This window comes from Pseudomonas sp. B16(2017) (assembly GCF_002113205.1).
Classification (GTDB): domain Bacteria; phylum Pseudomonadota; class Gammaproteobacteria; order Pseudomonadales; family Pseudomonadaceae; genus Aquipseudomonas; species Aquipseudomonas pharyngis.
In genome coordinates this window covers 346,791-371,811 of record NZ_NEKA01000006.1, presented here as the reverse complement: position 1 = coordinate 371,811, position 25,021 = coordinate 346,791, and the positions used below count along the sequence as shown (strand labels likewise).

Annotated in this window: 25 protein-coding genes and 1 riboswitch; of the genes, 6 read left to right on the top strand and 19 right to left on the bottom strand. The window is 61.8% G+C overall.

What is annotated here, in order from left to right; translation table 11 throughout:
* The first annotated feature begins 36 nt into the window (after nucleotides 1–36).
* Entirely contained in the window at nucleotides 37–3,507 is a 3,471-nt protein-coding gene (locus CAG25_RS13325; RefSeq protein ID WP_085611476.1) for a hybrid sensor histidine kinase/response regulator, read from the top strand.
* 9 nt (nucleotides 3,508–3,516) lie between these two features.
* On the opposite strand, the gene rmuC is transcribed toward CAG25_RS13325, so the two are convergent.
* Both rmuC and CAG25_RS13315 read right to left on the bottom strand, forming a co-directional pair.
* On the bottom strand, nucleotides 3,517–4,881 hold the full coding sequence (gene rmuC / locus CAG25_RS13320) for a DNA recombination protein RmuC (protein WP_178076463.1): 1,365 nt from the start codon (nucleotides 4,879–4,881) through the stop codon (nucleotides 3,517–3,519).
* Nucleotides 4,882–5,056: 175 nt separating this feature from the next.
* A complete protein-coding gene (locus CAG25_RS13315; protein ID WP_085611478.1) occupies nucleotides 5,057–5,380 on the bottom strand; it encodes a hypothetical protein in 324 nt (107 codons plus the stop codon).
* 954 nt (nucleotides 5,381–6,334) lie between these two features.
* Here CAG25_RS13315 and CAG25_RS13305 point away from each other — a divergent pair.
* From CAG25_RS13305 to CAG25_RS13295, 3 genes are all read left to right on the top strand, one after another.
* Nucleotides 6,335–6,559, top strand: a complete 225-nt coding sequence (locus CAG25_RS13305; protein WP_007950419.1) for a hypothetical protein — start codon at nucleotides 6,335–6,337, stop codon at nucleotides 6,557–6,559.
* Nucleotides 6,560–6,835: 276 nt separating this feature from the next.
* Nucleotides 6,836–7,318 (top strand): hypothetical protein, encoded by a 483-nt coding sequence (locus tag CAG25_RS13300; protein ID WP_085611479.1) that lies wholly within the window; start codon nucleotides 6,836–6,838, stop codon nucleotides 7,316–7,318.
* Between the two features lie 146 nt (nucleotides 7,319–7,464).
* Nucleotides 7,465–8,736: an OmpP1/FadL family transporter gene (locus CAG25_RS13295; RefSeq protein WP_064594534.1), complete on the top strand. Its 1,272-nt coding sequence runs from the start codon at nucleotides 7,465–7,467 to the stop codon at nucleotides 8,734–8,736.
* A gap of 81 nt (nucleotides 8,737–8,817) precedes the next feature.
* On the opposite strand, the gene CAG25_RS13290 is transcribed toward CAG25_RS13295, so the two are convergent.
* The 14 genes from CAG25_RS13290 to cobO form a co-directional block, all read right to left on the bottom strand.
* On the bottom strand, nucleotides 8,818–9,378 hold the full coding sequence (locus CAG25_RS13290; RefSeq protein WP_039769833.1) for a glutathione peroxidase: 561 nt from the start codon (nucleotides 9,376–9,378) through the stop codon (nucleotides 8,818–8,820).
* A gap of 55 nt (nucleotides 9,379–9,433) precedes the next feature.
* Nucleotides 9,434–9,556, bottom strand: coding sequence for a hypothetical protein (locus CAG25_RS28850; RefSeq protein WP_007950415.1), 123 nt, complete (start codon nucleotides 9,554–9,556; stop codon nucleotides 9,434–9,436).
* Nucleotides 9,553–10,761, bottom strand: a complete 1,209-nt coding sequence (locus tag CAG25_RS13285) for an MFS transporter (RefSeq protein ID WP_011333148.1) — start codon at nucleotides 10,759–10,761, stop codon at nucleotides 9,553–9,555. The genes CAG25_RS28850 and CAG25_RS13285 overlap by 4 nt, the downstream gene beginning before the upstream one ends.
* 54 nt (nucleotides 10,762–10,815) lie before the next feature.
* Nucleotides 10,816–11,220, bottom strand: a complete 405-nt coding sequence (locus CAG25_RS13280; protein ID WP_064378679.1) for a MarR family winged helix-turn-helix transcriptional regulator — start codon at nucleotides 11,218–11,220, stop codon at nucleotides 10,816–10,818.
* A 56-nt stretch (nucleotides 11,221–11,276) separates the two neighbouring features.
* Nucleotides 11,277–12,008 (bottom strand): adenosylcobinamide-GDP ribazoletransferase, encoded by a 732-nt coding sequence (locus tag CAG25_RS13275; protein ID WP_085611480.1) that lies wholly within the window; start codon nucleotides 12,006–12,008, stop codon nucleotides 11,277–11,279.
* A gap of 1 nt (nucleotide 12,009) precedes the next feature.
* Nucleotides 12,010–12,585, bottom strand: a complete 576-nt coding sequence (cobC, locus tag CAG25_RS13270) for an alpha-ribazole phosphatase family protein (RefSeq protein WP_085611481.1) — start codon at nucleotides 12,583–12,585, stop codon at nucleotides 12,010–12,012.
* Nucleotides 12,582–13,637, bottom strand: a complete 1,056-nt coding sequence (gene cobT / locus CAG25_RS13265) for a nicotinate-nucleotide--dimethylbenzimidazole phosphoribosyltransferase (RefSeq protein ID WP_085611482.1) — start codon at nucleotides 13,635–13,637, stop codon at nucleotides 12,582–12,584. Before cobT ends, cobC begins: the two co-directional genes overlap by 4 nt.
* Nucleotides 13,634–14,155, bottom strand: a complete 522-nt coding sequence (cobU, locus tag CAG25_RS13260) for a bifunctional adenosylcobinamide kinase/adenosylcobinamide-phosphate guanylyltransferase (protein ID WP_085611483.1) — start codon at nucleotides 14,153–14,155, stop codon at nucleotides 13,634–13,636. The genes cobT and cobU overlap by 4 nt, the downstream gene beginning before the upstream one ends.
* 99 nt (nucleotides 14,156–14,254) lie before the next feature.
* On the bottom strand, nucleotides 14,255–15,757 hold the full coding sequence (locus CAG25_RS13255) for a cobyric acid synthase (protein WP_085611484.1): 1,503 nt from the start codon (nucleotides 15,755–15,757) through the stop codon (nucleotides 14,255–14,257).
* The gene (cobD, locus tag CAG25_RS13250; RefSeq protein WP_085611485.1) at nucleotides 15,754–16,764 is read right to left on the bottom strand and encodes a threonine-phosphate decarboxylase CobD; all 1,011 of its coding nucleotides are present in this window, start codon (nucleotides 16,762–16,764) and stop codon (nucleotides 15,754–15,756) included. The genes CAG25_RS13255 and cobD overlap by 4 nt, the downstream gene beginning before the upstream one ends.
* Nucleotides 16,757–17,665, bottom strand: a complete 909-nt coding sequence (gene cbiB / locus CAG25_RS13245) for an adenosylcobinamide-phosphate synthase CbiB (protein WP_064594520.1) — start codon at nucleotides 17,663–17,665, stop codon at nucleotides 16,757–16,759. The genes cobD and cbiB overlap by 8 nt, the downstream gene beginning before the upstream one ends.
* The gene (bluB, locus tag CAG25_RS13240; RefSeq protein WP_085611486.1) at nucleotides 17,662–18,312 is read right to left on the bottom strand and encodes a 5,6-dimethylbenzimidazole synthase; all 651 of its coding nucleotides are present in this window, start codon (nucleotides 18,310–18,312) and stop codon (nucleotides 17,662–17,664) included. The genes cbiB and bluB overlap by 4 nt, the downstream gene beginning before the upstream one ends.
* Entirely contained in the window at nucleotides 18,309–19,604 is a 1,296-nt protein-coding gene (locus tag CAG25_RS13235; protein WP_085611487.1) for a cobyrinate a,c-diamide synthase, read from the bottom strand. The genes bluB and CAG25_RS13235 overlap by 4 nt, the downstream gene beginning before the upstream one ends.
* Nucleotides 19,601–20,212: a cob(I)yrinic acid a,c-diamide adenosyltransferase gene (gene cobO, locus CAG25_RS13230; protein ID WP_007950401.1), complete on the bottom strand. Its 612-nt coding sequence runs from the start codon at nucleotides 20,210–20,212 to the stop codon at nucleotides 19,601–19,603. The genes CAG25_RS13235 and cobO overlap by 4 nt, the downstream gene beginning before the upstream one ends.
* A gap of 80 nt (nucleotides 20,213–20,292) precedes the next feature.
* Nucleotides 20,293–20,521: riboswitch (cobalamin riboswitch) on the bottom strand.
* 166 nt (nucleotides 20,522–20,687) lie between these two features.
* Here cobO and CAG25_RS13225 point away from each other — a divergent pair.
* Together CAG25_RS13225 and CAG25_RS13220 are read left to right on the top strand one after the other, a co-directional pair.
* A complete protein-coding gene (locus CAG25_RS13225; protein WP_085611488.1) occupies nucleotides 20,688–21,272 on the top strand; it encodes a hypothetical protein in 585 nt (194 codons plus the stop codon).
* Between the two features lie 65 nt (nucleotides 21,273–21,337).
* The gene (locus tag CAG25_RS13220; RefSeq protein ID WP_085611489.1) at nucleotides 21,338–22,651 is read left to right on the top strand and encodes a sorbosone dehydrogenase family protein; all 1,314 of its coding nucleotides are present in this window, start codon (nucleotides 21,338–21,340) and stop codon (nucleotides 22,649–22,651) included.
* Nucleotides 22,652–22,714: 63 nt separating this feature from the next.
* On the opposite strand, the gene CAG25_RS13215 is transcribed toward CAG25_RS13220, so the two are convergent.
* The 3 genes from CAG25_RS13215 to hda all read right to left on the bottom strand — a co-directional run bounded on the left by CAG25_RS13215 (nucleotide 22,715) and on the right by hda (nucleotide 25,011).
* Nucleotides 22,715–23,251 (bottom strand): C40 family peptidase, encoded by a 537-nt coding sequence (locus CAG25_RS13215; RefSeq protein WP_039769812.1) that lies wholly within the window; start codon nucleotides 23,249–23,251, stop codon nucleotides 22,715–22,717.
* Between the two features lie 219 nt (nucleotides 23,252–23,470).
* A complete protein-coding gene (locus tag CAG25_RS13210; RefSeq protein WP_039769810.1) occupies nucleotides 23,471–24,091 on the bottom strand; it encodes a C40 family peptidase in 621 nt (206 codons plus the stop codon).
* Nucleotides 24,092–24,306: 215 nt separating this feature from the next.
* Nucleotides 24,307–25,011 (bottom strand): DnaA regulatory inactivator Hda, encoded by a 705-nt coding sequence (gene hda / locus CAG25_RS13205; protein ID WP_007950396.1) that lies wholly within the window; start codon nucleotides 25,009–25,011, stop codon nucleotides 24,307–24,309.
* Between the last annotated feature and the right edge of the window lie 10 nt (nucleotides 25,012–25,021).

Below are 25,021 nucleotides of genomic sequence, written 5' to 3'. Positions count from 1 at the left end.
GGCGCGAGTCCGGTCGTTTTCTGTCGGGAGTGTTCCATGTCGTTGTCCACCGGGCTGATCGCCGCCGTCGCCCTGGCCTATATGGCCATCATGTTCGCCATCGCCTTCTACGGCGACCGTCGCAGCACACCGCTGCCGCCACGGGTGCGTGCCTGGGTGTACAGCCTGTCGCTGGCGGTCTACTGCACCAGCTGGACGTTCTTTGGCGCGGTCGGTCAGGCCGCCGAACAACTGTGGTCGTTCCTGCCGATCTACCTCGGGCCGATCCTGCTGCTGCTCGGTGCGCCGTGGGTGCTGCAGAAAATGGTGATGATCAGCAAGCAGGAGAACATCACCTCCATCGCCGACTTCATTGCCGCCCGTTACGGCAAGTCCCAGTCGTTGGCGGTGGTGGTTGCGCTGATCTGTCTGGTCGGCGTTCTGCCTTATATCGCCTTGCAGCTCAAAGGCATCGTCCTCGGCGTGAACCTGCTGATCGGTGCCGGCGCCGACGCCATGGGCACCCGCGCCCAGGACACCGCGCTGATCGTGTCGCTGGTGCTCGCGCTGTTCACCATCGTCTTCGGTACGCGCAACCTCGACGCCACCGAGCACCACCGCGGCATGGTGCTGGCGATTGCCTTTGAATCGCTGGTCAAGCTGTTCGCCTTCCTCGCCGTCGGCGCCTTCGTCACTTATGGCCTGTATGACGGCTTCGACGACCTGTTCAATCAGGCGATGCTCGCCCCGCGCCTGGAGGAATACTGGAAAGAAACCATCAACTGGCCGTCGATGGTGGTACAGACCGGCGTGGCGATGATGGCGATCATCTGCCTGCCCCGGCAGTTCCACGTGACGGTGGTCGAGAACATTGACCCGCAGGATCTGCGTCTGGCCAAATGGGTGTTCCCCGCCTACCTCGCATTGGCCGCGCTGTTTGTAGTCCCTATCGCCCTGGCCGGTCAGATGATGCTGCCCAGCTCGGTCATCCCCGACTCTTTCGTTATCAGCCTGCCATTGGCCCAGGCCCATCCGGCGCTGGCGATGCTGGCGTTTATCGGCGGTGCATCGGCGGCCACCGGCATGGTGATCGTAGCGAGTGTGGCGCTGTCGACCATGGTCTCCAACGACATGCTGTTGCCATGGCTGCTGCGCCGCAACAATGCCGAGCGGCCGTTCGAAGTGTTCCGTCAGTGGATGCTCTCGGTGCGCCGCGTCAGCATCGTGCTGATTCTGTTGCTGGCCTACGTCAGCTACCGTTTGCTCGGCTCGACCGCGAGCCTGGCGACCATCGGCCAGATCGCCTTCGCCGCCGTCACCCAACTGGCCCCGGCGATGCTCGGCGCGCTGTACTGGAAACAGGCCAACCGGCGTGGTGTATTCGCCGGTCTCGCCGCCGGTACGTTCCTGTGGTTCTACACCTTGATCCTGCCGATCGCTGCGCGCAGCCTCGGTTGGTCGCTGGACAGTTTCCCCGGACTCGCCTGGCTGCACAGCAACCCGTTGAACCTGCCGATCACCCCGCTGACCCAAGGCGTGGTGCTGTCGCTGGCAGGCAACTTCACCCTGTTCGCCTGGGTCTCGGTGCTGTCGCGCACCCGCGTGTCGGAGCACTGGCAGGCCGGGCGTTTTATCGGCCAGGAAATCAGCGCCCGGCCGAATGCACGCTCGATGCTGGCGGTGCAGATCGACGATTTGCTGCAACTGGCGGCACGCTTTGTCGGCGAAGAACGCGCGCGGCAGAGCTTCATTCGCTTCGCCTACCGTCAGGGCAAAGGCTTCAACCCGAACCAGAACGCTGACGGCGAATGGATCGCCCACACCGAGCGTTTGCTGGCCGGTGTCCTTGGCGCTTCGTCAACGCGAGCGGTCGTGAAAGCCGCCATCGAAGGTCGAGAAATGCAGCTGGAGGACGTCGTGCGGATCGCCGACGAAGCCTCGGAAGTGCTGCAGTTCAACCGCGCGCTGCTGCAAGGCGCGATCGAGAACATTACCCAGGGCATCAGCGTGGTCGACCAGTCGCTGAGACTGGTGGCCTGGAACCGCCGCTATCTCGAGCTGTTCAACTATCCGGACGGTTTGATCAGCGTCGGCCGACCGATTGCCGACATTATTCGCCACAACGCCGAGCGTGGTTTGTGCGGCCCCGGTGAAGCGGAAGTTCACGTTGCCCGGCGCCTGCACTGGATGCGTCAGGGCCGCGCCCACACCTCCGAGCGACTGTTCCCCAATGGCCGGGTGATCGAGCTGATCGGCAACCCGATGCCCGGCGGCGGTTTCGTCATGAGTTTCACCGACATCACCGCGTTCCGCGAAGCCGAGCAGGCGCTGACCGAAGCCAACGAAGGGCTGGAGCAACGGGTCAGCGAACGGACCCAGGAACTGTCGCAACTCAACGTCGCGCTGACCGAAGCCAAGGGCAATGCCGAGGCGGCCAACCAGTCCAAGACCCGCTTCCTCGCCGCCGTCAGTCACGACCTGATGCAGCCCTTGAACGCCGCACGGCTGTTCTCCGCCGCCCTCTCCCATCAGGAAGACGGCCTGAGCGCCGAGGCGCAGAAACTGGTGCAGCATCTGGACAGTTCGCTGCGTTCGGCCGAAGACCTGATCAGTGACCTGCTGGACATTTCCCGCCTTGAGAACGGCAAGATCAACCCGGATCGCAAGCCGTTCGCGGTCAATGAGCTGTTCGATATTCTCGGCGCGGAATTCAAGGCACTGGCTCAGGAACAGGGCTTGAGTTTCCGGGTACGGGGCAGTCAGTTGCGCATCGATAGCGACATCAAGCTGCTGCGGCGCATTCTGCAGAACTTCCTCACCAACGCGTTCCGCTACGCAAAAGGCCCGGTGCTGCTGGGCGTGCGTCGGCGCAAAGGCGAAATCTGTCTGGAAGTGTGGGATCGCGGGCCGGGAATTCCGGAGGACAAACAGCAAGTAATCTTCGAGGAATTCAAACGCCTCGACAGCCACCAGACCCGCGCCGAAAAAGGTCTGGGCCTGGGTCTGGCGATAGCCGACGGTCTGTGCCGCGTGCTCGGCCATACCTTGCGCGTGCGCTCATGGCCGGGGCGCGGCAGCGTGTTCAGTGTCCGTGTGCCATTGGCCAAAGCACAGACCGTGCAACCGCCAGCGGCGGTGGAAATCAATGGCAAATTGCACAGCGGCGCGCAGGTGCTGTGCATCGACAACGAAGACAGCATTCTGATCGGCATGAACAGCCTGCTCACGCGCTGGGGCTGTCAGGTCTGGACCGCGCGCAACCGCGAAGAATGTGCGGCGCTGCTCGATGACGGCGTGCGGCCACAATTGGCGCTGGTGGACTATCACCTCGATCACGGCGAAACCGGCACCGATCTGATGGCCTGGTTGCGCACAAGGCTGGGCGAGCCGGTGCCCGGCGTGGTGATCAGCGCCGACGGGCATCCGGAAACGGTGGCGCAGGTTCATGCAGCGGGGCTGGATTATCTGGCCAAACCGGTGAAACCGGCGGCGTTGCGGGCGTTGTTGAGTCGTTATTTGCCGCTCTAGCAGAGCGGCTTATTCAGGCAGCTCGACCAGGCCGTCGGCATCGGTCATCGCGCGCTCCAGCAGGTCCGCCGGCAGGCTCTTGCTGGCTCGTGCGCCGAGCAACTTGAGCTGTTCGCTGCGGCTGACCAGGTTGCCGCGCCCTTCTGTCAGCTTGTTGCGCGCCGCGCTGTAGGCCTTGTCCAGTTGCTGCAAGCGATTGCCGACTTCATCCAGATCCTGAATGAACAGCACGAACTTGTCGTACAGCCAACCGGCGCGCTCGGCGATTTCCCGGGCGTTCTGACTCTGGCGCTCTTGCTTCCACAGGCTGTCAATCACCCGCAGGGTGGCGAGCAGCGTGGTCGGACTGACGATCACGATGTTGCGATCAAAAGCTTCCTGAAACAGTGACGGCTCGGCCTGCAATGCAGCGGAAAACGCCGCTTCGATGGGCACGAACAGCAAGACGAAATCGAGGCTGTGCAAGCCTTCCAGACGTTTGTAATCCTTACCGGCCAGACCTTTGACGTGGCTGCGCAGGGACAGCACGTGCTGCTTCATGGCGATCTGGCCGATGGCGTCGTCGTCGGCCGCAACGTATTGCTGATACGCGGTGAGACTGACCTTGGAATCCACCACTACCTGCTTGTCGCCCGGCAAGTAAATGATCACGTCCGGCTGAAAACGCTCGCCATCCGGGCCCTTGAGATTGACCTGGGTCTGGTACTCGCGGCCCTTCTCCAGCCCGGCATGCTCAAGTACGCGCTCGAGAATCAGCTCGCCCCAGTTGCCCTGGGTTTTCTGGCCCTTCAGGGCGCGGGTCAGGTTGGTTGCCTCATCGCTCAGGCGCAGGTTCAGTTGCTGCAAACGCTCCAGTTCCTTGGCCAGCGAAAAACGCTCGCGGGCTTCGGCCTGGTAGCTTTCCTCGACACGCTTTTCGAACGACTGGATGCGCTCTTTCAAAGGGTCGAGCAATTGGCCAAGGCGCTGCTGGCTGGTTTCGGCAAAGCGTTGTTCGCGCTCATCGAAGATCTTGCCGGCCAGTTCGGCGAACTGTGCGCGCAGCTCGTCGCGGGAACCTTGCAGGTCATCCAGGCGTTGTTGATGGTTTTCCTGTTGCTCGCGCAATTCGGCATTCAGCGAAGCCGCCTGGGCGTCCAGGCGCCGCAACTCGGCTTCCTTGTTCGCGCGTTCAAGGTTCCAGGCGTGGGCGGCGTCACGGGCGTCATCGCGCTCGATCTGCAACAGCTCGACTTCCCGGCGCACAGCCGCGAGATCCGCTTGTTTGGAGGCGTTGGCCTGGCCAAGGTCGGCGACTTCATCGCGGCAGGCTTCAAGTTGTGCAGTGAGGCCGTCCTGGGCCATTTGCGCCATGGCCAGCCGCTCCTCGAGCAACGCGACTTCAGACTGGTTCTGACTGGCCCGACGTTGCAGTTGCCAGGCCAATGCCAGCAACGGCACCGCCGCACCTGCCAGCCCCAGCAGGATGCTGGTCAAGTCCATCGCCATAGTGATTCCCGCCGATCCGATAAAGCCTGAAGGTTAACCAAGGCGTCTGGTCTTGGACAGCTCAGTCTTCGATCAGGCCGAGTTCCTGTTGCGCGCGTCGGTCACCGGCGCGGGCGGCCTGGCGCAGCAGGTCCTGGCCGATCCGGCGATCCCGGGCATTGCCGCACTCGCGGCACATCAACTGGCCGAGGCGACTCTGCGCCGCGACCACCCCTTCCCGGGCCGGTTGCTTGAGCAGGCGGCCGGCGAGGTGCTTGGCATTCTGGCTGTCGCCAAGTCGCGGGCTGTCCAGCAGCCATTCGGCCACGCGCACGGAAAATCGCTTGGGAGCGGTAACACGAGGGAGTTGGGAGGTAACAGATTCTGGAGCGGAACGAAACTTCATAAAGCACTGTGGGACAGATCGGAAGGCGCGCCACTCTACTCTTTTTTTCGCACAGGTAAAGTCGAAAAAAACCCGGCACGCCCGTGCTAGAGCAAGCGCTCGGGACAATCCACAGAAGCTGTGGATAACTCAGTGGACAACCGCCCTCCAGTCGCCGCAAAGCCTTGTGGAACGGGGCTCGCAGTCAAACTGACGATTTTTTCACCAGTTAAAAAAAGCGATGTTTTTCATTGACTTAAACTTTCGATGCAGGCAGTCATCGGGGTCAGGATTGTTGTGACAGCGCCGTTACAGTCTGCGCAACTAATGTGCACAAGTACCTGTTACGCGGTTATATCGATGCGCCTTTTCGGGTCGTTTTGGCATTCGTGCTGGGGATAAGCCGCTGCGCAGAGCGTCAGCATCTTTCCGGTGGTGGGGACCGACGAACGTAAAGTGAGCCAGATCGGGGCAGGCGGGGAGCCCGGGCAGCGGATTCTGATTTTTTTTGATTATCGGGTTTGCCTTCTGCGGTTCGTTCCGTTAGTATCCGCGGCGTTAGTACCAAGCTGAAAGTCAATTCCGGTCGAACACACCCCCACGGTCAAGTTTCTCTCACAGAGACCTTCACTGAAAAAAGCGGGATCGACCCCTCGATGGTTTCCAGGTAAATCTTGCGACGACACAGTCTTTGAATCGAATGCAAAGAGTGTTGCGAAGACCACTTACTCTGACCGAACCAACCTGCAAATTGATCAGGATCTTCACCAAGGGCCCAGAACCTCTGCCCTTGATATGTTGCCTGTCCTCCTAAGTACCTACCTGCCAGCCCAAGCGCGCCAACTTTTATAGCGCTCGAACTGGCTGCCTTGTTCCAGTCGGGTTCTTCGTTCGACCAATGGTGGTCGACGTTACTGGAACGTTTTAACGTTGCACGGTTCTTATCCGTGTCATTTGTAGGAACACCTAATAACTATGTCGACTCAAATCCAGACTCAGGATGCCATTCGCACCCTAACCAACGCTTTTGCTCCAATGAACTGCCTGATCATGGCCGCTCGCAAAGGCTGCTTCAGCTTCACCGTGGTCAATGAACACGGGATCGCCCGCCATAGCGAGCGTCTGTACCCCGATCAATACTCCAGCGCCGAACCGCTGCAGGCCGTGATTGATCGCACCCGTCAGGCATTGATCGCCTGAGAAGCCGAAATGGCTGCAAAAGCAAAAGCCCTGCTGAAATGCAGGGCTTTTTATTGCCCGATGTTTCACTTTTACCTCTTTCCGCTTAAGCACCAACCGGTATAACGGTTATAACGGCGAGCCGGAAATATTTTAAAAACAGTCCTTTACGGCGCGAATATGACACTACACTTCAACTCAAGCGGCGTGATCCGCTTCCGGCGAGCCTGAGTCGATCCACAGCTGCCAAGCTCCCCCTTCAGGCCTCGCCGCCCAATAACAAGATCCGAGGGATTTATGGGTATCGCTGCCAGCGAACTGTGCCGCTATGTGATTCGTCCTACGCTGATCTACCTGGGACGTCACTGCGCAACCGCCGAATCCCTGCTGCTGGGCATTGCCGCCAGCCAGTCCGCTCTCGGTTCCGCCCTGCATGACCGCCGTGGCCACGGCCTGTACCGGATTGCCGAAAACCGCCACCAAGCCCTCTGGGATCATTACCTGGCGCTGGATCCGGAACGCGCCAGCCTGGTTCGCGGCCTCGCCAGCCAGCATGCCTTCCTCAGCGGCCCGCACCTCGAACTGACCGTCAATTTGCGTTATGCCACAGCCATCGCCTGGCTGCTGGTCGAAGAACAAAACACTACCCTCCCCGAGCCGGACGATCTGCTGGGCATGGCGCGCATCTGGCGTCAGACCTTTCAGCCCCAAGGTCGTCTGCGCGACTTCACCTGCGCCTGGCAAACCTGTGTTTCACCGCTGAATCAGGTCGCTTGCTGACCCGCTGTTTTCACAACATCGCCCAACAGGCAGTGATTTTGGTCGGATTGTCCTACAAAACCGCTCTAACTCAAGGCATACGGACTATAGCGCCGGGACGAAAATGTTGGTAATTTTCGCCCCGGTGATCACCAGGAGTTCTAATAATGAAAAAAGTCATGCTCAAAACCACCCTTAGCCTTGCCGTAACCGTGGCATCCACCCAGATCTTCGCAGCTGGCTTTGCCATCAACGAACACAGCATCAGCGGGATGGGGACTGGGTACGCCGGGCGATCTTCTTCTGCCGACGACGCAAGCACCGTTTATGGCAACCCTGCCGGCATGTCGCGCATCACGCGCGAACAAGTCACCGGTGGCGTTGCATTCCTCGACGCAAAAACCGATATCAGCGACGCCAGCTCCAGCCCGAACGGCGGCAGCAACAAAGGCGACATGGTGCCCTTCACCTCCGTACCTATGGGCTACTACGTCAAGCCGATCGACGAGCATTGGGCATTCGGTCTGGGTGTGTACGTACCCTTCGGCCTGATCACCGACTATGAAAACGGCTTCGCCGGCCGTTACTTCGGCAGCAAGTCAGAAGTCAAGATCATCACCTTCCAGCCAACCGTCAGCTACAAGTTCAACGATGTCGTGTCGATCGGTTTCGGCCCGACCATCAACCGCATCGACGGCTCGCTGGAATCCAACCTGTCGATCACTCAGGCAGCGCCGGACGGCAAGGTCAAGATCAAGGGCGACGACACCGCACTGGGCTACAACATCGGCGTGCTGGTACAGGCTACCGACAGCACTCGCCTGGGTCTGACCTACCACTCGAAGGTCGACTACAAGCTCGAAGGCAACACCAAGGTCAACTACGGTGTGCTGGGCGCGATCGGCCTGGGTGCGAACCAGAAGTACGACGCTTCGCTGAAGATCACCACGCCTGAATCCGTGGACCTCTCGGTCACCCAGGCGATCAACGATCGCTGGAACGTCTACGCCGGTACCACCTGGACCCGTTGGAGCCAGCTGGAAAAGATCACCGTCAAGAACTCCGGCGTTCAGCCACTGCTGGCTGGCCAGTTCGGCGAGATCACCGAAGAACAGAACTGGCATGACACCTGGGCGTACGCCATCGGTACGTCCTACCAGTTGAACAAGGAATGGGTACTGCGTACCGGCCTGACGTTCGACCAGTCGCCGACCAACAACGTCGACCGTTCGCCACGCATCCCGACCGGCGACCGGACCATCTTCAGTATCGGTGCCGGCTGGAGCCCGACCGAAGACCTGACCATCGACGTTGCCTACTCGTACCTGAAGGAAGAGAAGGTCAACATCCGCAACGAAAACGATCGTGGCCAGAGCTACAACTCGCAGTATGAAAACTCGGCAAACGGCTTCGGTGTCGGCGCAACCTACCGCTTCTGATGCTGTACGGCGAGGCTAATGCCTCGCCCACTAAAAAGCCCCGCTCTCTTCACAGAGGCGGGGCTTTTTAATGGGCGTCGATCAGGGTTTCAGCGGCTGGGAGGCAATAGCTTTCTCGATGGCCGCCAGAAATTCAGGATCATCCGGTTTGGTCAGGCTGGAGAAATTGGCGATCACCTTGCCCTGGCGGTCGATGACGTATTTGTAGAAATTCCACTTCGGTGCGCTGCTCTGTTTGGCCAGCACCTGGAACAGATGAGTCGCATCGTCACCCCGCACCTTCTGCGGTTCGGTCATGGTGAACGTCACGCCGTAGTTGGCGTAGCAGACCTTGGCGGTCTCGGCGCTGTCCTTGGACTCCTGCTTGAAGTCATTGGAAGGTACGCCGAGCATTTCCAGGCCCTGGGCCTTGTAGCGCTGATTCAGCGCTTCCAGCCCCTCGAACTGCGGCGCAAAACCACAGAAGCTGGCCGTGTTGATCACTACCAGCGGTTTGTCGGCGTAGCGCTGACACAGGTCGATGGATTCCTTGGCCCGCAACTTGGGCAACGAGCCTTGCAACAGATCCGGACAGTCCGCGGCCTGGGCCAGTCCGGTCAACGCCATCAGCAACGCGGGAACAGCACACCAGCGCTTGAGCATGTCGGGCATCCTTGAGCAATCGTCAGACCTCGACGTTACTCGCCCTCCCGCCGGTCTAGCAAGCACCCATGCCCAACTGCATCAGCGCCAAACCGCCCTGATGCCAGCCCCACCACACCAGCGCCAGCAACGCGGCGCCGAGTGCGGTGACGACGATCTGCGGCCAGAAACGGTTCATGCAGCGCTCGCACGCGGTTGCAGGCGCTCGACCGGGCGCTCGCGCACCGGCCAGTTCAGCGCCGCCGCCAGCAGGCTCAGGAGAATCGCCACTTGCCAGATCAAGTCATAACTCCCGGTTCGGTCATACACCACCCCGCCCAGCCAGCCGCCGAGGAACGAACCCAACTGATGGAACAGAAACACGATGCCGCCGAGCATGGACAGGTTTCGCACGCCAAACAAGGTCGCCACCGTACCGTTGGTCAACGGCACCGTCGACAGCCACAGGAACCCCATGGCCATGCCGAACAGATAGGCCGAGGTCGTCGTCACCGGCAGCCACAGAAACAGCACGATCACCACCGCGCGCAGCAGATAGAGCCCGGTCAGCAGACGCGGTTTGGACATCCGCCCACCGAGCCAACCGGCGGTGTAGGTACCGAAGATGTTGAACAGGCCGATCAACGCCAGCACGGTGGTGCCGACGGTGGCCGGCAGATGCTGATCAACCAGATACGCCGGCAAGTGCACGCCGATGAACACCACCTGAAATCCGCAGACGAAAAAACCGAATGCCAGCAACCAGAAACCGGAGTGCGAGCAGGCTTCGCGCAGGGCTTCGGACAGGGTTTGTTCATGGCCGAGCACCGGCAGCGGCTTGTCCTTGAGCATGCTCACCAGCGGCACGATCAGCGCCACCAGCAAGCCCAGCACGAGCAATGCCGCCGACCAGCCGAGCCAGCCGATCAACCCGAGGGTGCCCGGCAGCATGGCGAACTGGCCGAAAGAACCGGCAGCACTGGCAATGCCCATGCCCATGCTGCGTTTCTCCGGCGGCACGGCGCGGCCGACGACACCGAGAATCACCGAGAACGAGGTCCCGGACAGTCCGATACCGATCAACAGACCGGCGCTCAGGGACAAGCCCAAAGCGGTTTCCGACAGGCCCATGAACACCAGGCCCAAGGCGTAGAGCACCCCGCCGATCAGTACCACTTTCGCCGCGCCGAAGCGGTCGGCCAGCGCGCCAGTGAACGGTTGCGCCAGCCCCCAGATCAGGTTCTGCAAGGCGATGGCGAAGGCGAACACCTCGCGACCCCAGCCGAACTGGGCGCTCATCGGCGACAGAAACAAGCCGAAGCCGTGCCGCACGCCCAATGACAACGCCAGAATCAGCGCACTCCCCAGCAACACCCAACCGCACGTACGCCACATCGAACTCATTATTATTCTCCAGTCACGGGTATATACCCGCTTAGATTCGGAAAAAACCGGCCCTCAGGCCAGTTCATCCAATAGCCGCAGCAAGGTTTCACGCTTCTCGGCACCCAGTCGGTCGATCAACCGCTGTTGCGCCGCTTCCCAGGCCGGCAAGGCTGCTGCCAGGCGTTGCGCACCGGCTTCAGTGAGCCGGACGATGCGGTTGCGCATGTCTTCGCCCTCGGCCAGCGCCACCAGGCCCTCGCCTTCCAGCACCCTCAGATTGCGCCCGAGGGTGCTGCGATCCAGGCCCATGGCCTCGGCCAGTTCGGAAATGCTCGGCTGATCCAGGCGCTGCAGATTGCACAGCAGAGAATACTGGGCAACGTTGATCCCGAAGCCGTCGAGAGCGCCGTCGTAATGCCTGCTGACGCCACGCGCGGCGCGACGCAGGTTGGTGCACAAACACTGAGATGGAAGCATTATGCGTGTATATACCCGCGACTGTGTTAAATCAAGTTACAGATCAAAGTTATTTATCAAAACAAGGCCAGCCCGACCAGCACTGACATCTCCAATAGTTCCAGCAACGCTCCCGCCGTATCACCAGTGGTTCCACCCAGTCGTCGCACCATCAAATGCCGCAGCCAGATGAACACGACAACCGCCAGCAGCAACGCCACGACAGCGTCGAACCCGGCGATCGCCACACACGCCGCCGCACTCCCCACCAGCACCTGCCAACCCGCCTTGCGCGGCAGATGATCGGCCAGCGCCTGCCCCAACCCGCCAGCCCGCACATAAGTCGTGGTGAGAAACAGCCCGAGCAACGCCGCTCGGCCGATCAGCGGCACGATGATCAATGCCGTGCCCTGCTGTTGTTCGATCAACGCCAGCAACGCGGCGAACTTGAGCAGCAACACCAGCACCAGCGTCACCACCGCGATCGGCCCGCTGCGCGGATCCTTCATGATCGTCAGCGTACGCTCGCGATCACCGAAGCCGCCGAGCCACGCATCGGCGCTGTCCGCCAGCCCATCAAGGTGCAACGCGCCGCTGAGCAGCACCCACACCGCCAGCAACAGCGCCGCATGCAACAGCAACGGCGTGCCGGCCAAGGCAATGTTCAGCGCCCAGAGAATGACACCGAACAATAGTCCCACCAGCGGATAAAACAGCAGCGAGCGGCCGAGCTGTTCAGGCGCCGGCATACCCGGCAGACGAATCGGCAGGCTGCTGAGAAATTGCAGGGCGATCCACAGAGGCAGCATGTCAGCACACTTCCCTGAGCGAACCGTCGGCCTCGACGATCAGCGAAAACAGCGCGCCGTGGCCGACTTCGACATTGAGCAGTTGTTCACGGGGCAAGCCACGGGCCTGCGCCAGTAACAGACGCATGACGCCACCATGACTGATCAGCAACACCCGCTCACCCGCGTGCGCCGCGTGCAGTCGCATCACCGCCGCCAGCACCCGCGCCGAAAAATCGCTGACCGGCTCACCCTGCGGCGGAGTAAAACCATACGGATCGGCCCAAAACAGCCCCAGCGCTTCAGCATCAGTCTCCATCAACGCCGCCGCGCTCTGCCCTTCCCAGGCACCGAAATGCAGTTCTTGCAGATTCTTGTCCAGAGAAACCGACAGCTCCCACTGCGCGCTCAACTCTTCAGCAAACCGCGCACAACGCTGCAACGGCGAACTGACCAGCCGATCCCACGGCCCCTGCCCGCTCACCGCCTCGCGCATCTGCGCCCAGCCTTTTTCGGTCAACGCATCGTCGAGGCTGCCGCGCAGGCCGCCGCCGAGTTCGGTTTCACCGTGGCGCAGCAGATCCAGACGCAAGGTCATGCCGGGCGGTCCGCCACCGCGGCTTCAGCGAAGGTTGCCATCTGGCCGTGCAGGTCGCAGGCCAGGCGCAACAACGGCACCGCCAGCGCCGCGCCACTGCCCTCGCCCAGACGCAGGCCCAGTTCCAGCAAAGGCTCAGCGCCAAGGGTTTCCAGCACATGACGATGGCCCGGCTCGGCACCGCGATGACCGAACAGCAGCCACTCACGGCAGGCCGGATTCAGGCGCACCGCTACCAGCGCGGCGACCGTACAGATGAACCCATCCACCAGCACCGCCACACCCTCGTGTGCGCAGGCCAGATACGCGCCGACCAATGCCGCAATCTCGAAGCCGCCGAGATTGAACAGCGTCTGCAACGCATCGCCACGTTGCGCCGCATGCAGTGCCAGCGCCCGCTCGATCACCTGCGCCTTGTGGCTGACGCCTTCGGCATTCAGCCCGGTGCCGGGGCCGGTCAGGTGTGCCACCGGGCAATCGAGCAAAGCACAGGCCAGCGCACTGGCGGCCGTGGTGTTGCCGATGCCCATTTCACCGCCGATGAACAATTGCGCACCAGCAGCCTTCGCGCGCAGCACACTGTCGCGGCCGCCCTGCAAGGCAAGTTCACCCTGAGCCTGAGTCATCGCCGCGCCCTTGGCGAAATTCGCCGTGCCCGGGCCGATGTTCAAATGGCGCACACCCGGCAGGTCCAGCGACGGAGTCACGGTGCCCAGATCCACCACTTCCAGCTGCGCGCCAAGTTGCCGCGCCAGCACGCTGATCGCCGCGCCGCCGCTGACGAAGTTCAGCAGCATCTGCCCGGTGACCTCCTGCGGGAACGCGGAAACCCCTTCGGCGACAACGCCGTGGTCGCCGGCAAAAATCGCGATCCAGACTTGATCCAGCGTCGGCTTGATCCGGCCCTGCAGTCCGGCCAGCTGCACCGCCACCGATTCAAGCTGACCGAGGGAGCCGGCGGGTTTGGTCAATTGCTGCTGACGCGCCGCCGCGTTTTCAACGGCGTGCGTATCCACCGGTTTGCACGGGTTCAGCCACCAGGCTTGGGTCATAACGCAGGTCCTTTCAAAGTCAGGGGCAGGCCGGCGACCGTCAGGACGACTCGTTGACAACGCTCGGCCAGAGCTTGATGCAGCCAACCGGCTTCATCGACGTAGCGGCGAGTCAATTCGCCCAGCGGCACGACACCCATTCCGGTCTCGTTGCTGACAAAAATGATTTCACCCGGCAGCGACGCCAGGCATTCGAGCAAGGCTTCGCGCTCGGCGGCGAGGCGTTCAGCGTCTTCGAGCATCAGCAGATTGGTCAGCCACAGCGTCAGGCAATCCACCAGCAGGCAACGCTCGGGGCCAGCGTTTTCGCGCAACACCCGAGCCAGCTCCAACGGCTCTTCAATCAACGCCCATTCGGCGGGACGACGAGCGCGATGATGGGCGATGCGCTCATTCATCTCGCCGTCCAGTGGTTGGCTGGTGGCGATGTAAGTGACGGCCAGCGCGCTGTCAGTGGCGAGTTTTTCGGCCAGGCGACTTTTGCCGGAGCGGGCGCCGCCGAGGATCAACTGGAGCATGGAGGCATCCTGAAAAAAATTCGTTGAGACAACTGACCTCTTCGCGGGCAAGCCCGCTCCCACAATGGATTTAGGCCAAACATGGCACTTGAGTACACCTCAACACCCTGTGGGAGCGGGCTTGCCCGCGAAGAAGCCATCACATCCGGCCTGGATACCACAGAGTTCACACAACAGATCGGTATCCAGATGCTTCTCCACCAGATCCGCCAACCGTTCGATATCGCGTTCGCGCAAGCCGTGGTAATCCACCTCCTGCACATCGTTCAGACCGGCCCAGCGCAACAGCGCGGCACTGGCCGCCGGCGATTCGAACAGGCCATGCAGGTAGGTGCCGAAAATCTGCCCGTCGAGACTTTGCGCGCCGTCGCAACGACCGTCGTCCAGATGCACGGCAGCATTTTCCAGCGCCGCTCCCGTGGTCACGCCGGCATGAATTTCATAACCGCTGACCTCGGCATCTTCCAGCGCCAGACGCCCGCGAACATTGCGCAACTGTTTCTCGGCTTCGAGCTGCGTTTCGAACGCCAGCAACCCCAGACCAGCGCTGGAACCCGGCGCGCCTTCCAGGCCCAGCGGATCGTGCACCTGCTCGCCGAGCATTTGCAGACCACCGCAGATCCCGAGCAATTTGCCGCCGTAACGCAGGTGACGGCGAATGGCGGTTTCCCAGCCATTGGCCCGCAGATACGCCAAGTCACTGCGCACGCTTTTCGAGCCCGGAAGAACGATCAGGTCGGCCGGCGGTATCGCTTGCCCCGGGCCGATGAATTGCAGATCAACCTGCGGATGCAGACGCAGCGGATCGAAATCGGTGTGGTTGCTGATGCGCGGCAGCACCGGCACCACCACTTTCAGGACTTGCTCCGCCTTGGCGGTCTGACGCTGGTCGATGCCGTCCTCGGCTTCCAGATGCAGATCCATCACGTATGGCAGCACGCCCACCACCGGTTTGCCGGTGCGCTGTTCCAGCCAGTCGAGGCCCGGTTGCAGCAAGGCGATGTCGCCGCGAAAACGGTTGATGATGAAACCTTTGACCCGTGCCTGTTCGCTCGGCGACAGCAGTTCCAGCGTGCCCACCAGATGGGCGAAGACGCCGCCACGATTGATGTCGGCGATCAGCAACACCGGGCAATCCACCGCTTCGGCGAAGCCCATGTTGGCGATGTCACCGGCGCGCAGATTGATCTCGGCCGGCGAGCCCGCGCCTTCGACCATCACCAGCGGATAGGCGGCACTCAAACGTTCGTGGGAAGCAAGCACGGCCTGCATGGCGATGGCTTTGTAGTCGTGATAGGCGACGGCGTTCATGCTGGTGACCGCACGACCGTGGATGATGACCTGGGCGCCGGTGTCGCTGTTGGGCTTGAGCAGCACCGGGTTCATGTCGGTGTGCGGCTCGAGAAACGCCGCCTGGGCCTGCACCGCTTGCGCGCGGCCGATCTCGCCGCCGTCGGCAGTCACCGCGCTGTTGAGCGCCATGTTCTGCGGTTTGAACGGCACCACGGCAACGCCCTGACGGGTGGCCCAGCGGCAGAGCGCCGTCACCAGCGTACTTTTGCCAGCGTCGGAGGTGGTGCCCTGCACCATTAAAGTGGTCATGCTGGTTTGTTTTCCATAGAGCGTTGCAGGGCGAATGCTTGCAGGGCTTGCTCAAGGCGCGCCTCGTCGGCGGCATCGGCGGGCAGCCCGAAACGCAGGCTGCTGTTGTGCGCGAAGAGTCGCAGGAGAATGCCGCGTCGGGCCATGAATTCGTGCAACGCGGTGGCCTGTTCGGTGATCAGCCACTGAAACAGCGCGCAGCCGCCCTGCGGTTTGAAACCGGAACGTTCGAGCAGCGCAGCCAATCGTTCGCTGGCCTCGTCGCTGCGGATGCGCTGACGCGTGTGGCCTTCGGTGTCGCGCAGACAGGCCTGGCCGAGCACGCGGGTCGGCCCGCTGACCGCCCACGGCCCGACCTGTTCGGCCAGCAACCGGAGCAACTTGCGCTCGGCCAGCACGAACCCCAGCCGCACACCGGCCAGACCGAAAAACTTGCCGAACGAGCGCAACACGATCAACCCCACTTGATGCGCATGCGGGGCGAGACTCAGCTGCGGCGTGTTGTCCATGAACGCTTCGTCGACCACCAGCCAGCCGCCGCGCTGGGCCAGCCGTGCGTGCCAGTCGAGCAGGCGCGCCGGGGTCAGGTTCAGGCCCGTTGGGTTGTTCGGATTGACTACCACCAGCACGTCGAGGCTGTCGAGAAAGAAATCGACTTCCTGCTCCAGCACCTCACGCACGATATAGCCGCTGCGCCGCCAGGCTTCAGCATGCTCGGCATAACACGGCGACAGCACGCCGACCTTGCCGGCCCGACGCAATCGCGGCAACAACTGAATGGCCATCTGCGAACCGGCCACCGGCAGCACCTGGCTGGTACCGTAGTAATCGCAGGCGGCCTGCTCCAGACCGTCATCGTTTTCCGGCAAGCGTGCCCAGGCCCGCAGCGGAATATCCGGGACCGGAAACGGCCACGGCGCAAGCCCCGTGGACAGGTCGAGCCAGTCTTCTTCCGCGATGCCGTATCCGAGCGCCGCCCTGCGCAACCGGCCACCGTGCTCAAGCATAGAATTCAGCCCCCACGCAGAGAATCAGCAGCCATAACCATACCCCGCGCTGGACCAATTGCCAGCCGCGATCAATGGAATCGGCATCCGCCGGCACGCCCTCGCCCAGTTGCGGACGCTCGTGCAGCTCGCCGTGGTAAATCGCCGGACCACCCAGTTCGACGCCCAAGGCACCCGCGCCGGCGGCCATCACCGGGCCGGCGTTCGGGCTGTCCCATTTCGGCGCCTGGGTGCGCCAGCATTTCAGCGCCAGTCGGGTTTTGCCGAGCAGCGCGTAGGTCAACGCCACCAGCCGCGCAGGAATGTAGTTGAGGACGTCGTCGATTTTTGCCGCCGCCCAGCCGAACCGCTCGAAACGTTCGTTGCGATAGCCCCACATCGCGTCGAGCGTATTGCTCAAACGGTAGAGCACCACGCCCGGCGCACCGGCCACGGCAAACCAGAACAGCGCCGCGAACACCGCATCGCTACCGTTCTCCAGCACCGATTCAGTAGCAGCGCGGGCGACAGCGGTGCTGTCCAGCTCATCGGTCTGGCGGCTGACCAGATACCCCACACGCTTGCGCGCCTCTTCCAGATCATCGGCACGCAAGGCCTTGGCCACCGGCTCGACGTGCTCACCCAGGCTGCGCATGCCGAGGGCGCAATACAGCGCAAGAATCTCGACGATCCAGCCCACGTAAGGCGCCCAGGAAAACGCCGTGGCCAGCAGGGTCAGCGGCAACACCGCGATCACCCACGCGGTGACGCCATGGCTGCGCCAACCGCGACCGCCGCTGTTGAAACGTTGCTCGATGCGCCCGGCGAAATTGCCGAACGCCACCAGCGGATGCCAGCGTTTCGGTTCACCCAGCAGCGCATCCAGCGCAACCGCGGCGACACTCAACAACGCCACACTCATTGACTCACTCCCCAAAAATTTTCGTACAGCAGCTCATTGAGCGGACGCGCCTGCGCCCACCCTTCGAGTACCAGCATCGGCGCCGGATAAAATTCCTTGACCGGCCCCAGGCAAAGCACCGCCAGCGGCTTGGCCCCGGCCGGCAGTTTCAGCAAGTCGGCCAGCGCCTGCGGTTCGAACAGCGACACCCAGCCCATGCCCAGGCCTTCGGCACGCGCGGCGAGCCACAGGTTCTGGATCGCGCAGGACAATGAGGCCATGTCCATTTCCGGCATTGTGCGACGACCAAAGATGTGTTTTTCGCGATCGTCCATCAACGCGGCGACCAGCACTTCGGCGCAATCCTTGATGCCTTCGACCTTGAGCTTCATGAACTCGTCACTGCGTTCGCCGAGGGCTTCGGCGGTGCGTACGCGTTCTTCTTCAACAAGGTTCTGGATCTGGCCACGTAGCGCGCGGTCGCTGATACGGATGAAGCGCCACGGCTGCATCAGGCCGACGCTCGGTGCCTGGTGCGCGGCTTCAAGCAATCGTCGCAACACGTCAGGCTCGACCATACCGCCGCTGAAGTGGCGCATGTCGCGGCGTTCAGCGATGGCGCGGTAGACCGCTTCGCGCTCGGCGTCAGTGAAGGCGTTGTCGCTCATGGCACCAACAGCGCGGCAATCGCCGACGGATTTGACGGGAAATAGAAGTGAACGTACGAGGCGGTCATCCGCCCTTGCCGGTATACCGCTTCCGCGCCGCGCCCGCCGTTGGGGCTGTGGCCACGGGCGATTGGCGTCAGTTCGGTGGTGGTCAGGGAATGGTGATAGGTGTGGCCGCGCAACAGGCCTTCCGGCAGGTCGACCTCTTGCAAGGCCAGCGCAGCGAGGCGCTTTTGCATCACGGCGTCGCCACTCAGCAGGCCGACCAAATCAGCACGGGTGCCTTCGACATCGGTCAGGGAGTCGAGCAGATAAAGCATGCCGCCACACTCGGCGAGCAGCGGTTTGCCGGCGGCGTGGTGAGCGCGGATCGCTTTGAGCATGTCAGTGTTCTGCGACAAGGCAACGTGGTGCAATTCCGGATAACCGCCGGGCAGGTACAAACTTTCGGCTTCAGGCAATTGCGCATCGCGGATCGGCGAGAAGAAACTCAGCTCCGCCCCCATCGCCCGCAACAGATCGAGACTGGCGCCGTAGGTGAAGGCAAAGGCTTCGTCGCGAGCGACGGCAATTCGCACGCCTTCGAGCAGCTTTTCGGTCTCAACGATTGCTGGCGCGGCGAATTCCACGGCCGGTGGCAGCGCTACCTCACATGTGCCGGCGAGTGCTTCGGCGGCGGCGTCGAGACGTACGTCGAGGTCATTCAGTTCGCTGGCCTGCACCAGGCCGAGATGGCGGCTCGGCAGTTCGATCCCGGTTTCCCGGGACAACGCGCCGTACCAGCGCAGACCTTCGGTGAGGCTGCCTTCGAGCAATTGCGCATGGCGCACGGTGCCGACACGGTTGGCCAGCACGCCGGCGAACGGCAAATCCGGCTGATAGCGCGCCAGGCCCAGGGCCAGTGCACCAAAGGTCTGAGCCATGGCCGTGCCATCGATCACGCCGAGCACCGGTACGCCGAAATGCCGCGCCAGATCGGCGCTCGACGGCGTGCCATCGAACAGGCCCATCACGCCTTCGATCAGGATCAGATCGGCTTCGGCGGCGGCTTCCCACAACAGACGTCGACTTTCCTGCTCGCCGACCATCCACATGTCCAGTTGATAGACCGGCGCACCGCTGGCGCGCTCGAGGATCATCGGGTCGAGAAAGTCCGGGCCGCACTTGAATACGCGGACCTTGCGCCCCTGATTGCGATGCAGACGGGCCAGCGCGGCGGTGACGGTGGTCTTGCCCTGACCGGAGGCCGGCGCGGCGATCAGTACCGCCGGGCAGTGACGTGGTTGATTCAAAGTTCGACGCCTTTCTGCGCTTTGATGCCGGCCTGAAAGGCGTGTTTGATCATGCCCATTTCGGTGACGGTGTCGCCCATTTCGATCATTTCCGGCTTGGCAGCGCGGCCGGTGACGATCACGTGTTGCATCGGCGGACGGGCCTGCAGATCGCTGAGCACCTGATCCAGATCGAGGTAACCGTGCTTGAGGGCGATGTTCAGTTCATCGAGCACCACCAGACCGATCGACGGATCGCGCAGCAGCTCGCGGGAGACTTCCCAGGCGGCTTCGGCGGCGGCGATATCGCGCTGACGGTCCTGGGTTTCCCAGGTGAAGCCCTCGCCCATCACATGAAAGCGCACCTGCTCGGGGAAGCGACGGAAGAACAGTTCTTCGCCGGTGCTGTTGCGGCCCTTGATGAACTGCACCACGCCGCACTGCATGCCGTGGCCCATGGCGCGGGCGAGCATGCCGAATGCCGAGCTGCTTTTGCCTTTGCCGTTGCCGGTCAGCACCAGCACCAGGCCGCATTCATCTGGCGAATTGGCGATGCGCTCGTCGATCACGGCTTTTTTGCGCTGCATGCGCGCCAGGTGGCGCTCGTCGCGTTCGGGGGAATCAGTCATGGGGGAGCTCTCCGTTGAGGCTGGATAACGGCGGGCAGGCACAAGAATAGACGGCAACAAGCCTGGCATCGCCCACCGTGATGCCGCTGGATGGATCAGGCCGGTCTCCGGGCTCATGAGCGGCTGGTGCCTGGCTGCGCGCCTTCCCGCTTTTTAGGCAGTGGCATCCAACGCAGCTTTTACTCATTTACCGTTGCGGGGGCAGCGCCGGGATCGTGAGGGTTCATCGCTTGAATGACCCGCCTCACCGGCTTCCCTGTTTCACTCTGTCGACATGCGCCACAGAGCACCTGAAACAAGCCGCGAAGGTTAGAGGGTTGGGGGTGGAGCGTCAATTGAAGAGGGGCTTGTGCGGCGAATAACTGCCGCCGATCAATTAACTGACGCCAATCTTGTGCCACACTGCCATGAGTGATATCAAAGAGCCATGCTCTTTGACTGCAGAGAGCCCATCACAATAACAAGGGAGAACCCCATGCAAGGCATGATCATCAGCAATCCGCGGCTGGAATTCCTGCGCCCGGTGCTGGAACGCTGGTTTGACTGTATCGACCGCTACAACGCCGTGCGCGGCGACAACGACACGCCCTACTGGCACGACGAAAAAGCCAACCTCGGTCTGCTGTCGGCCGCCGCGTGGATGGCTGAACTGGTCACGCTGCGCGACACTGCCACCCGCAAACAGAACGAAGAAGGCGAGCGCAACGCCCGCGCCGATTTGTTTATTGCTGGCGCCGAGGATCGCGCCTTCATTCAGGCGACCCAACGCTGGCCGCGCGTCACCAGCCTGAATCTGACCCAGGCCCTGGCGGATATCACCAGCGACGCCAAGCGCATCAGCTACGTCAGCGACCTGAAACTCGGCTGCCTGTTCGTCGCCCCGCAAAAAGCCCAACACAGCGCCAGCCCGGAAGAATTGCAGGACATGGTCGACGACCTGCAAAAGGAACACACCTGCGCCGTCGCCTGGTATTTCCCCTACGCCTACCGCAAATTGCGCAGCGAAGCCGGCAACTATCACCCCGGCATTGCCGTGCTGTTCAAGGAGGCCCGCGGCTGAGGGTTGAACCATCGGGCTTGTGCGCTTCTCTATGTTTAGGAATGCATTCATAGGGAAGATCAGCAATGCGCAAGCCCCAGCTCGTTTTCGTCATCATGATCGCCGGAGGGCTCGCCGCCTGTGGTGAATCCTCCAGCCTGCAAGTTACCGACGGCACCGGTCCGTCACCGAAACTGCCCGAACCGAACAAGACCCTGATCCCGACAGTGAACATCGCCCCGGCCATCGGCTGGCCGGCCGGCGCCAAACCGATGGCAGCGACAGGTACGCAGGTGGCGGCGTTTGCCGAAAATCTCGATCACCCACGCTGGCTCTACGTGCTGCCCAATGGCGATGTGCTGGTGGCGGAAACCAACGCCCCACCCAAACCCGACGACGGCAAGGGCATTCGCGGCTGGGTGATGAAGAAAGTCATGGGCCGTGCCGGCGCCGGCGTGCCCAGTCCGAACCGCATCACACTGTTGCGCGATGCCGATCATGATGGCGTGGCCGAAACCCGCACGGTGTTCCTGCAAAACCTCAATTCGCCGTTCGGCATGACCCTGGTCGGCAACGATCTTTACGTCGCCGATACCGATCGCCTGCTGCGCTTTAACTACGAGCCCGGCGCGACCGAAATCAAGAGCCAGCCGATCAAGGTCGTGGATTTGCCGGGCGGCACGCTCAACCATCACTGGACCAAGAACGTCATCGCCAGCAAGGACGGCAGCAAGCTGTACGTCACCGTCGGTTCGAACAGCAACGTCGGCGAAAACGGCCTCGATCAGGAAGAAGGCCGCGCGGCGATCTGGGAAGTGGATCGCGCCACCGGCAACCACCGGATCTTCGCCTCGGGCATCCGCAACCCCAACGGCCTGGCCTGGGAACCGCAAAGCGGTGCGCTGTGGACCGCCGTCAACGAACGCGATGAGATTGGCAGCGATCTGGTGCCGGACTACATCACCTCGGTCAAAGACGGTGGTTTCTATGGCTGGCCGTTCAGCTACTACGGCCAGCACGTTGATGTGCGCGTGGAACCCCAGCGGCCGGACATGGTGGCCAAGGCCATCGCTCCGGACTACGCCGTCGGCCCGCACACCGCATCACTGGGGCTGACCTTCGCCGAGGGCAATCGCTTGCCGGCACAGTTCAAGGAAGGCGCATTCATCGGCCAGCACGGCTCGTGGAACCGCAAGCCGCACAGTGGTTACAAAGTGATCTTCGTACCGTTTGCCGCTGGCAAGCCGAGCGGCACACCGGTTGACGTGCTGACCGGATTCCTCGACAAGGACGAAAACGCGCTGGGTCGCCCGGTCGGCGTGGTGATCGATCAGCAAGGTGGGTTGCTGGTGGCGGATGACGTGGGTAACAAGGTGTGGCGGGTTTCAGCGACCCGTTAGTCTGTTGCAGGTATAAAAAAACCGTGGGAGCCATTCAGCTCCCACGGTTTTTATGTATCTGGATTACGGGTTATGCGCCAGATGCTCCGGCTGCAGAACGCGCTTGGCGCTCAGATAGGCTTTCTGCCAATAGGCTTTCGACAGGCTGTCCAGCTTCACCGTGCCGCCGGTGGCGGGCGCATGAACGAAGCGCCCTTCCCCGACGTAGATCCCCGCATGGCTGACCTGAGAGCCGCCATTGGTGGCGAAGAAGATCAGGTCGCCGGTTTGCAGCCCTTCTTTGCCGACATTCGGCGCCTGCATCACGATCATTTCGCGGGTGGAACGCGGCAGGCTGATGCCGGCGGCATCGCGGTAGACAAAACCAATCAGACCACTGCAATCGAAGCCCGAATCCGGCGTGTTGCCGCCCCAGCGATAAGGCGTGCCGACCAGCCCTAGCGCGCGGAACAGCACGTCTTCGGCAGCAGGCGAAAAGGTCTGGGAGGATCCGAACACGATCGGAGCGCGAACCACCGGCGCAGGGGGCGGAGTGCGGCTGGCGCAGGCGCTGAGCAGCGCGGCGAAGAACATCAAGGCAAAGCGGGCCGACATCGTCATATGCAGAACATCCTGATCTGGCTGCGGCTTTGACTGCCGATTCGATAGAAAACAAAACCGCCTGCGTTGGGACGCAGGCGGTTTGCCATCAATATAGATCAGGATTCTAGCGGCTACGCGGCAAACTTCAAGTAAGACTTTAACTTCACCTTGTAAAGTTTAGGTCTATTGCCTCTGAAGGGCCGCTTTGTCGCCACGAGCGTGGCGACAAATGCGTGATTACTTGCGAGCGGTAACCACGGTTGGAGCGTTCGCCAAAGCGCGTTTGGCTTCGATAAAGGTCTTGCTCCAGTAGCTGTCGCCCAGACTGTCGATGCGAACACCGCCGCTGCGACGAGAGCTGGAATGGATGAACTGGTTGTCGCCCAGGTAAATCCCGGCGTGACTGACACGACCGCGACGACCATTGGTGGCGAAGAACAGCAGGTCGCCCGGCTCGAGGTTGCTGCGCGAAACCAGCGGCGCATCAACGTTGATCATTTCGCGGGTGGAGCGTGGCAGGTTCATGCCGGCCTCTTCACGGAACAGATAGCCGATGAAACCGCTGCAATCGAAACCGGCTTCAGAGGTACCACCGAAACGGTAACGGGTACCGATCAGGGACATGCCGCGTTCGAGGATGCTGTCGGCCAGAACCGGAAGCTGGTAAGGCTTCTTGCCGTTGAAGTCGGCGAGTTCTTTTTCGGTGTCCAGCTCTTCCTGGTAAATAACGGAGGACTGGGCGGTGGCAGAATTTTTAACCTGTTGTTGCTGCTCTTGATTAACAGGTGAATGAGCAGCGCAACCGAACAACAGGGTGACGAGTGCGAGAGGCACGAGGGGTGCGAAGCGCTTTAGCATGGGCACGACCGTGGCTGATAGTTGTAAAGAAGCCGAGACTATGCCCGCTATCAGCCTCATTTGCAAATTCAATCGATCTTTTTGTGACTTCCCGGTTTCTCGTTTACATCTAAGCGCTTAAGCCTATTTGAATCGAGACGCGGCCTGTGCACCCCCACAGGAAAGCGGGTTTTCTGGCGCCTGAAATATGCCGAAACCGGCTGAAAGCCCCGGTTTTACCAGCCCAGGGTTTCTTTCAGGAAGGGAATGGTCAGCTTGCGCTGAGCCTGCAAAGAGGCCTGATCGAGCTGCTCCAGCAGATCGAAAAGCGCGCTCATGCTGCGGGTACCGCGAGTCAAGATAAAATGCCCGACCTCGTCGGTCAGGTGCAGGCCGCGACGGGAAGCACGCAATTGCAGGGCGCGCAATTTGTCTTCGTCGGAGAGAGGACGCATCTGGAAGATCAGCGCCAGGGTCAGGCGCGATTTCAGGTCAGCCAGTTTGATCGGCAATTCACGTGGCGAAGTGGACGCCGCGATCAGCAGACGCCGACCGCTGTCACGCAGACGGTTGAACAGATGAAACATCGCCTCTTCCCAGTCCGCCTTGCCGGCAATCACCTGCAAGTCATCCAGGCAGACCAGTTCGTACTGTTCGAGGTTGTCGAGAATTTCGATGCCGCGATCCATCAACTCGGCCAGCGGCAGGTACACCGCCGGTTCACCCATCTGTTCGAAGCGCAGGCACGCGGCCTGCAACAGATGCGTCCGCCCTACCCCGTGCTTGCCCCACAGATAGATCAGGCTTTCGGTCCAGCCGGCGTCGGCTTCGCATAGACGCTCGACATAGCCGAGTGCAGCGGCATTGGCGCCTGGGTAGTAGTTGATGAAGGTGGCGTCGTCACGCAGACGCACACCTAGGGGCAGCTGAATCGGTTTCATGCTGACTGAA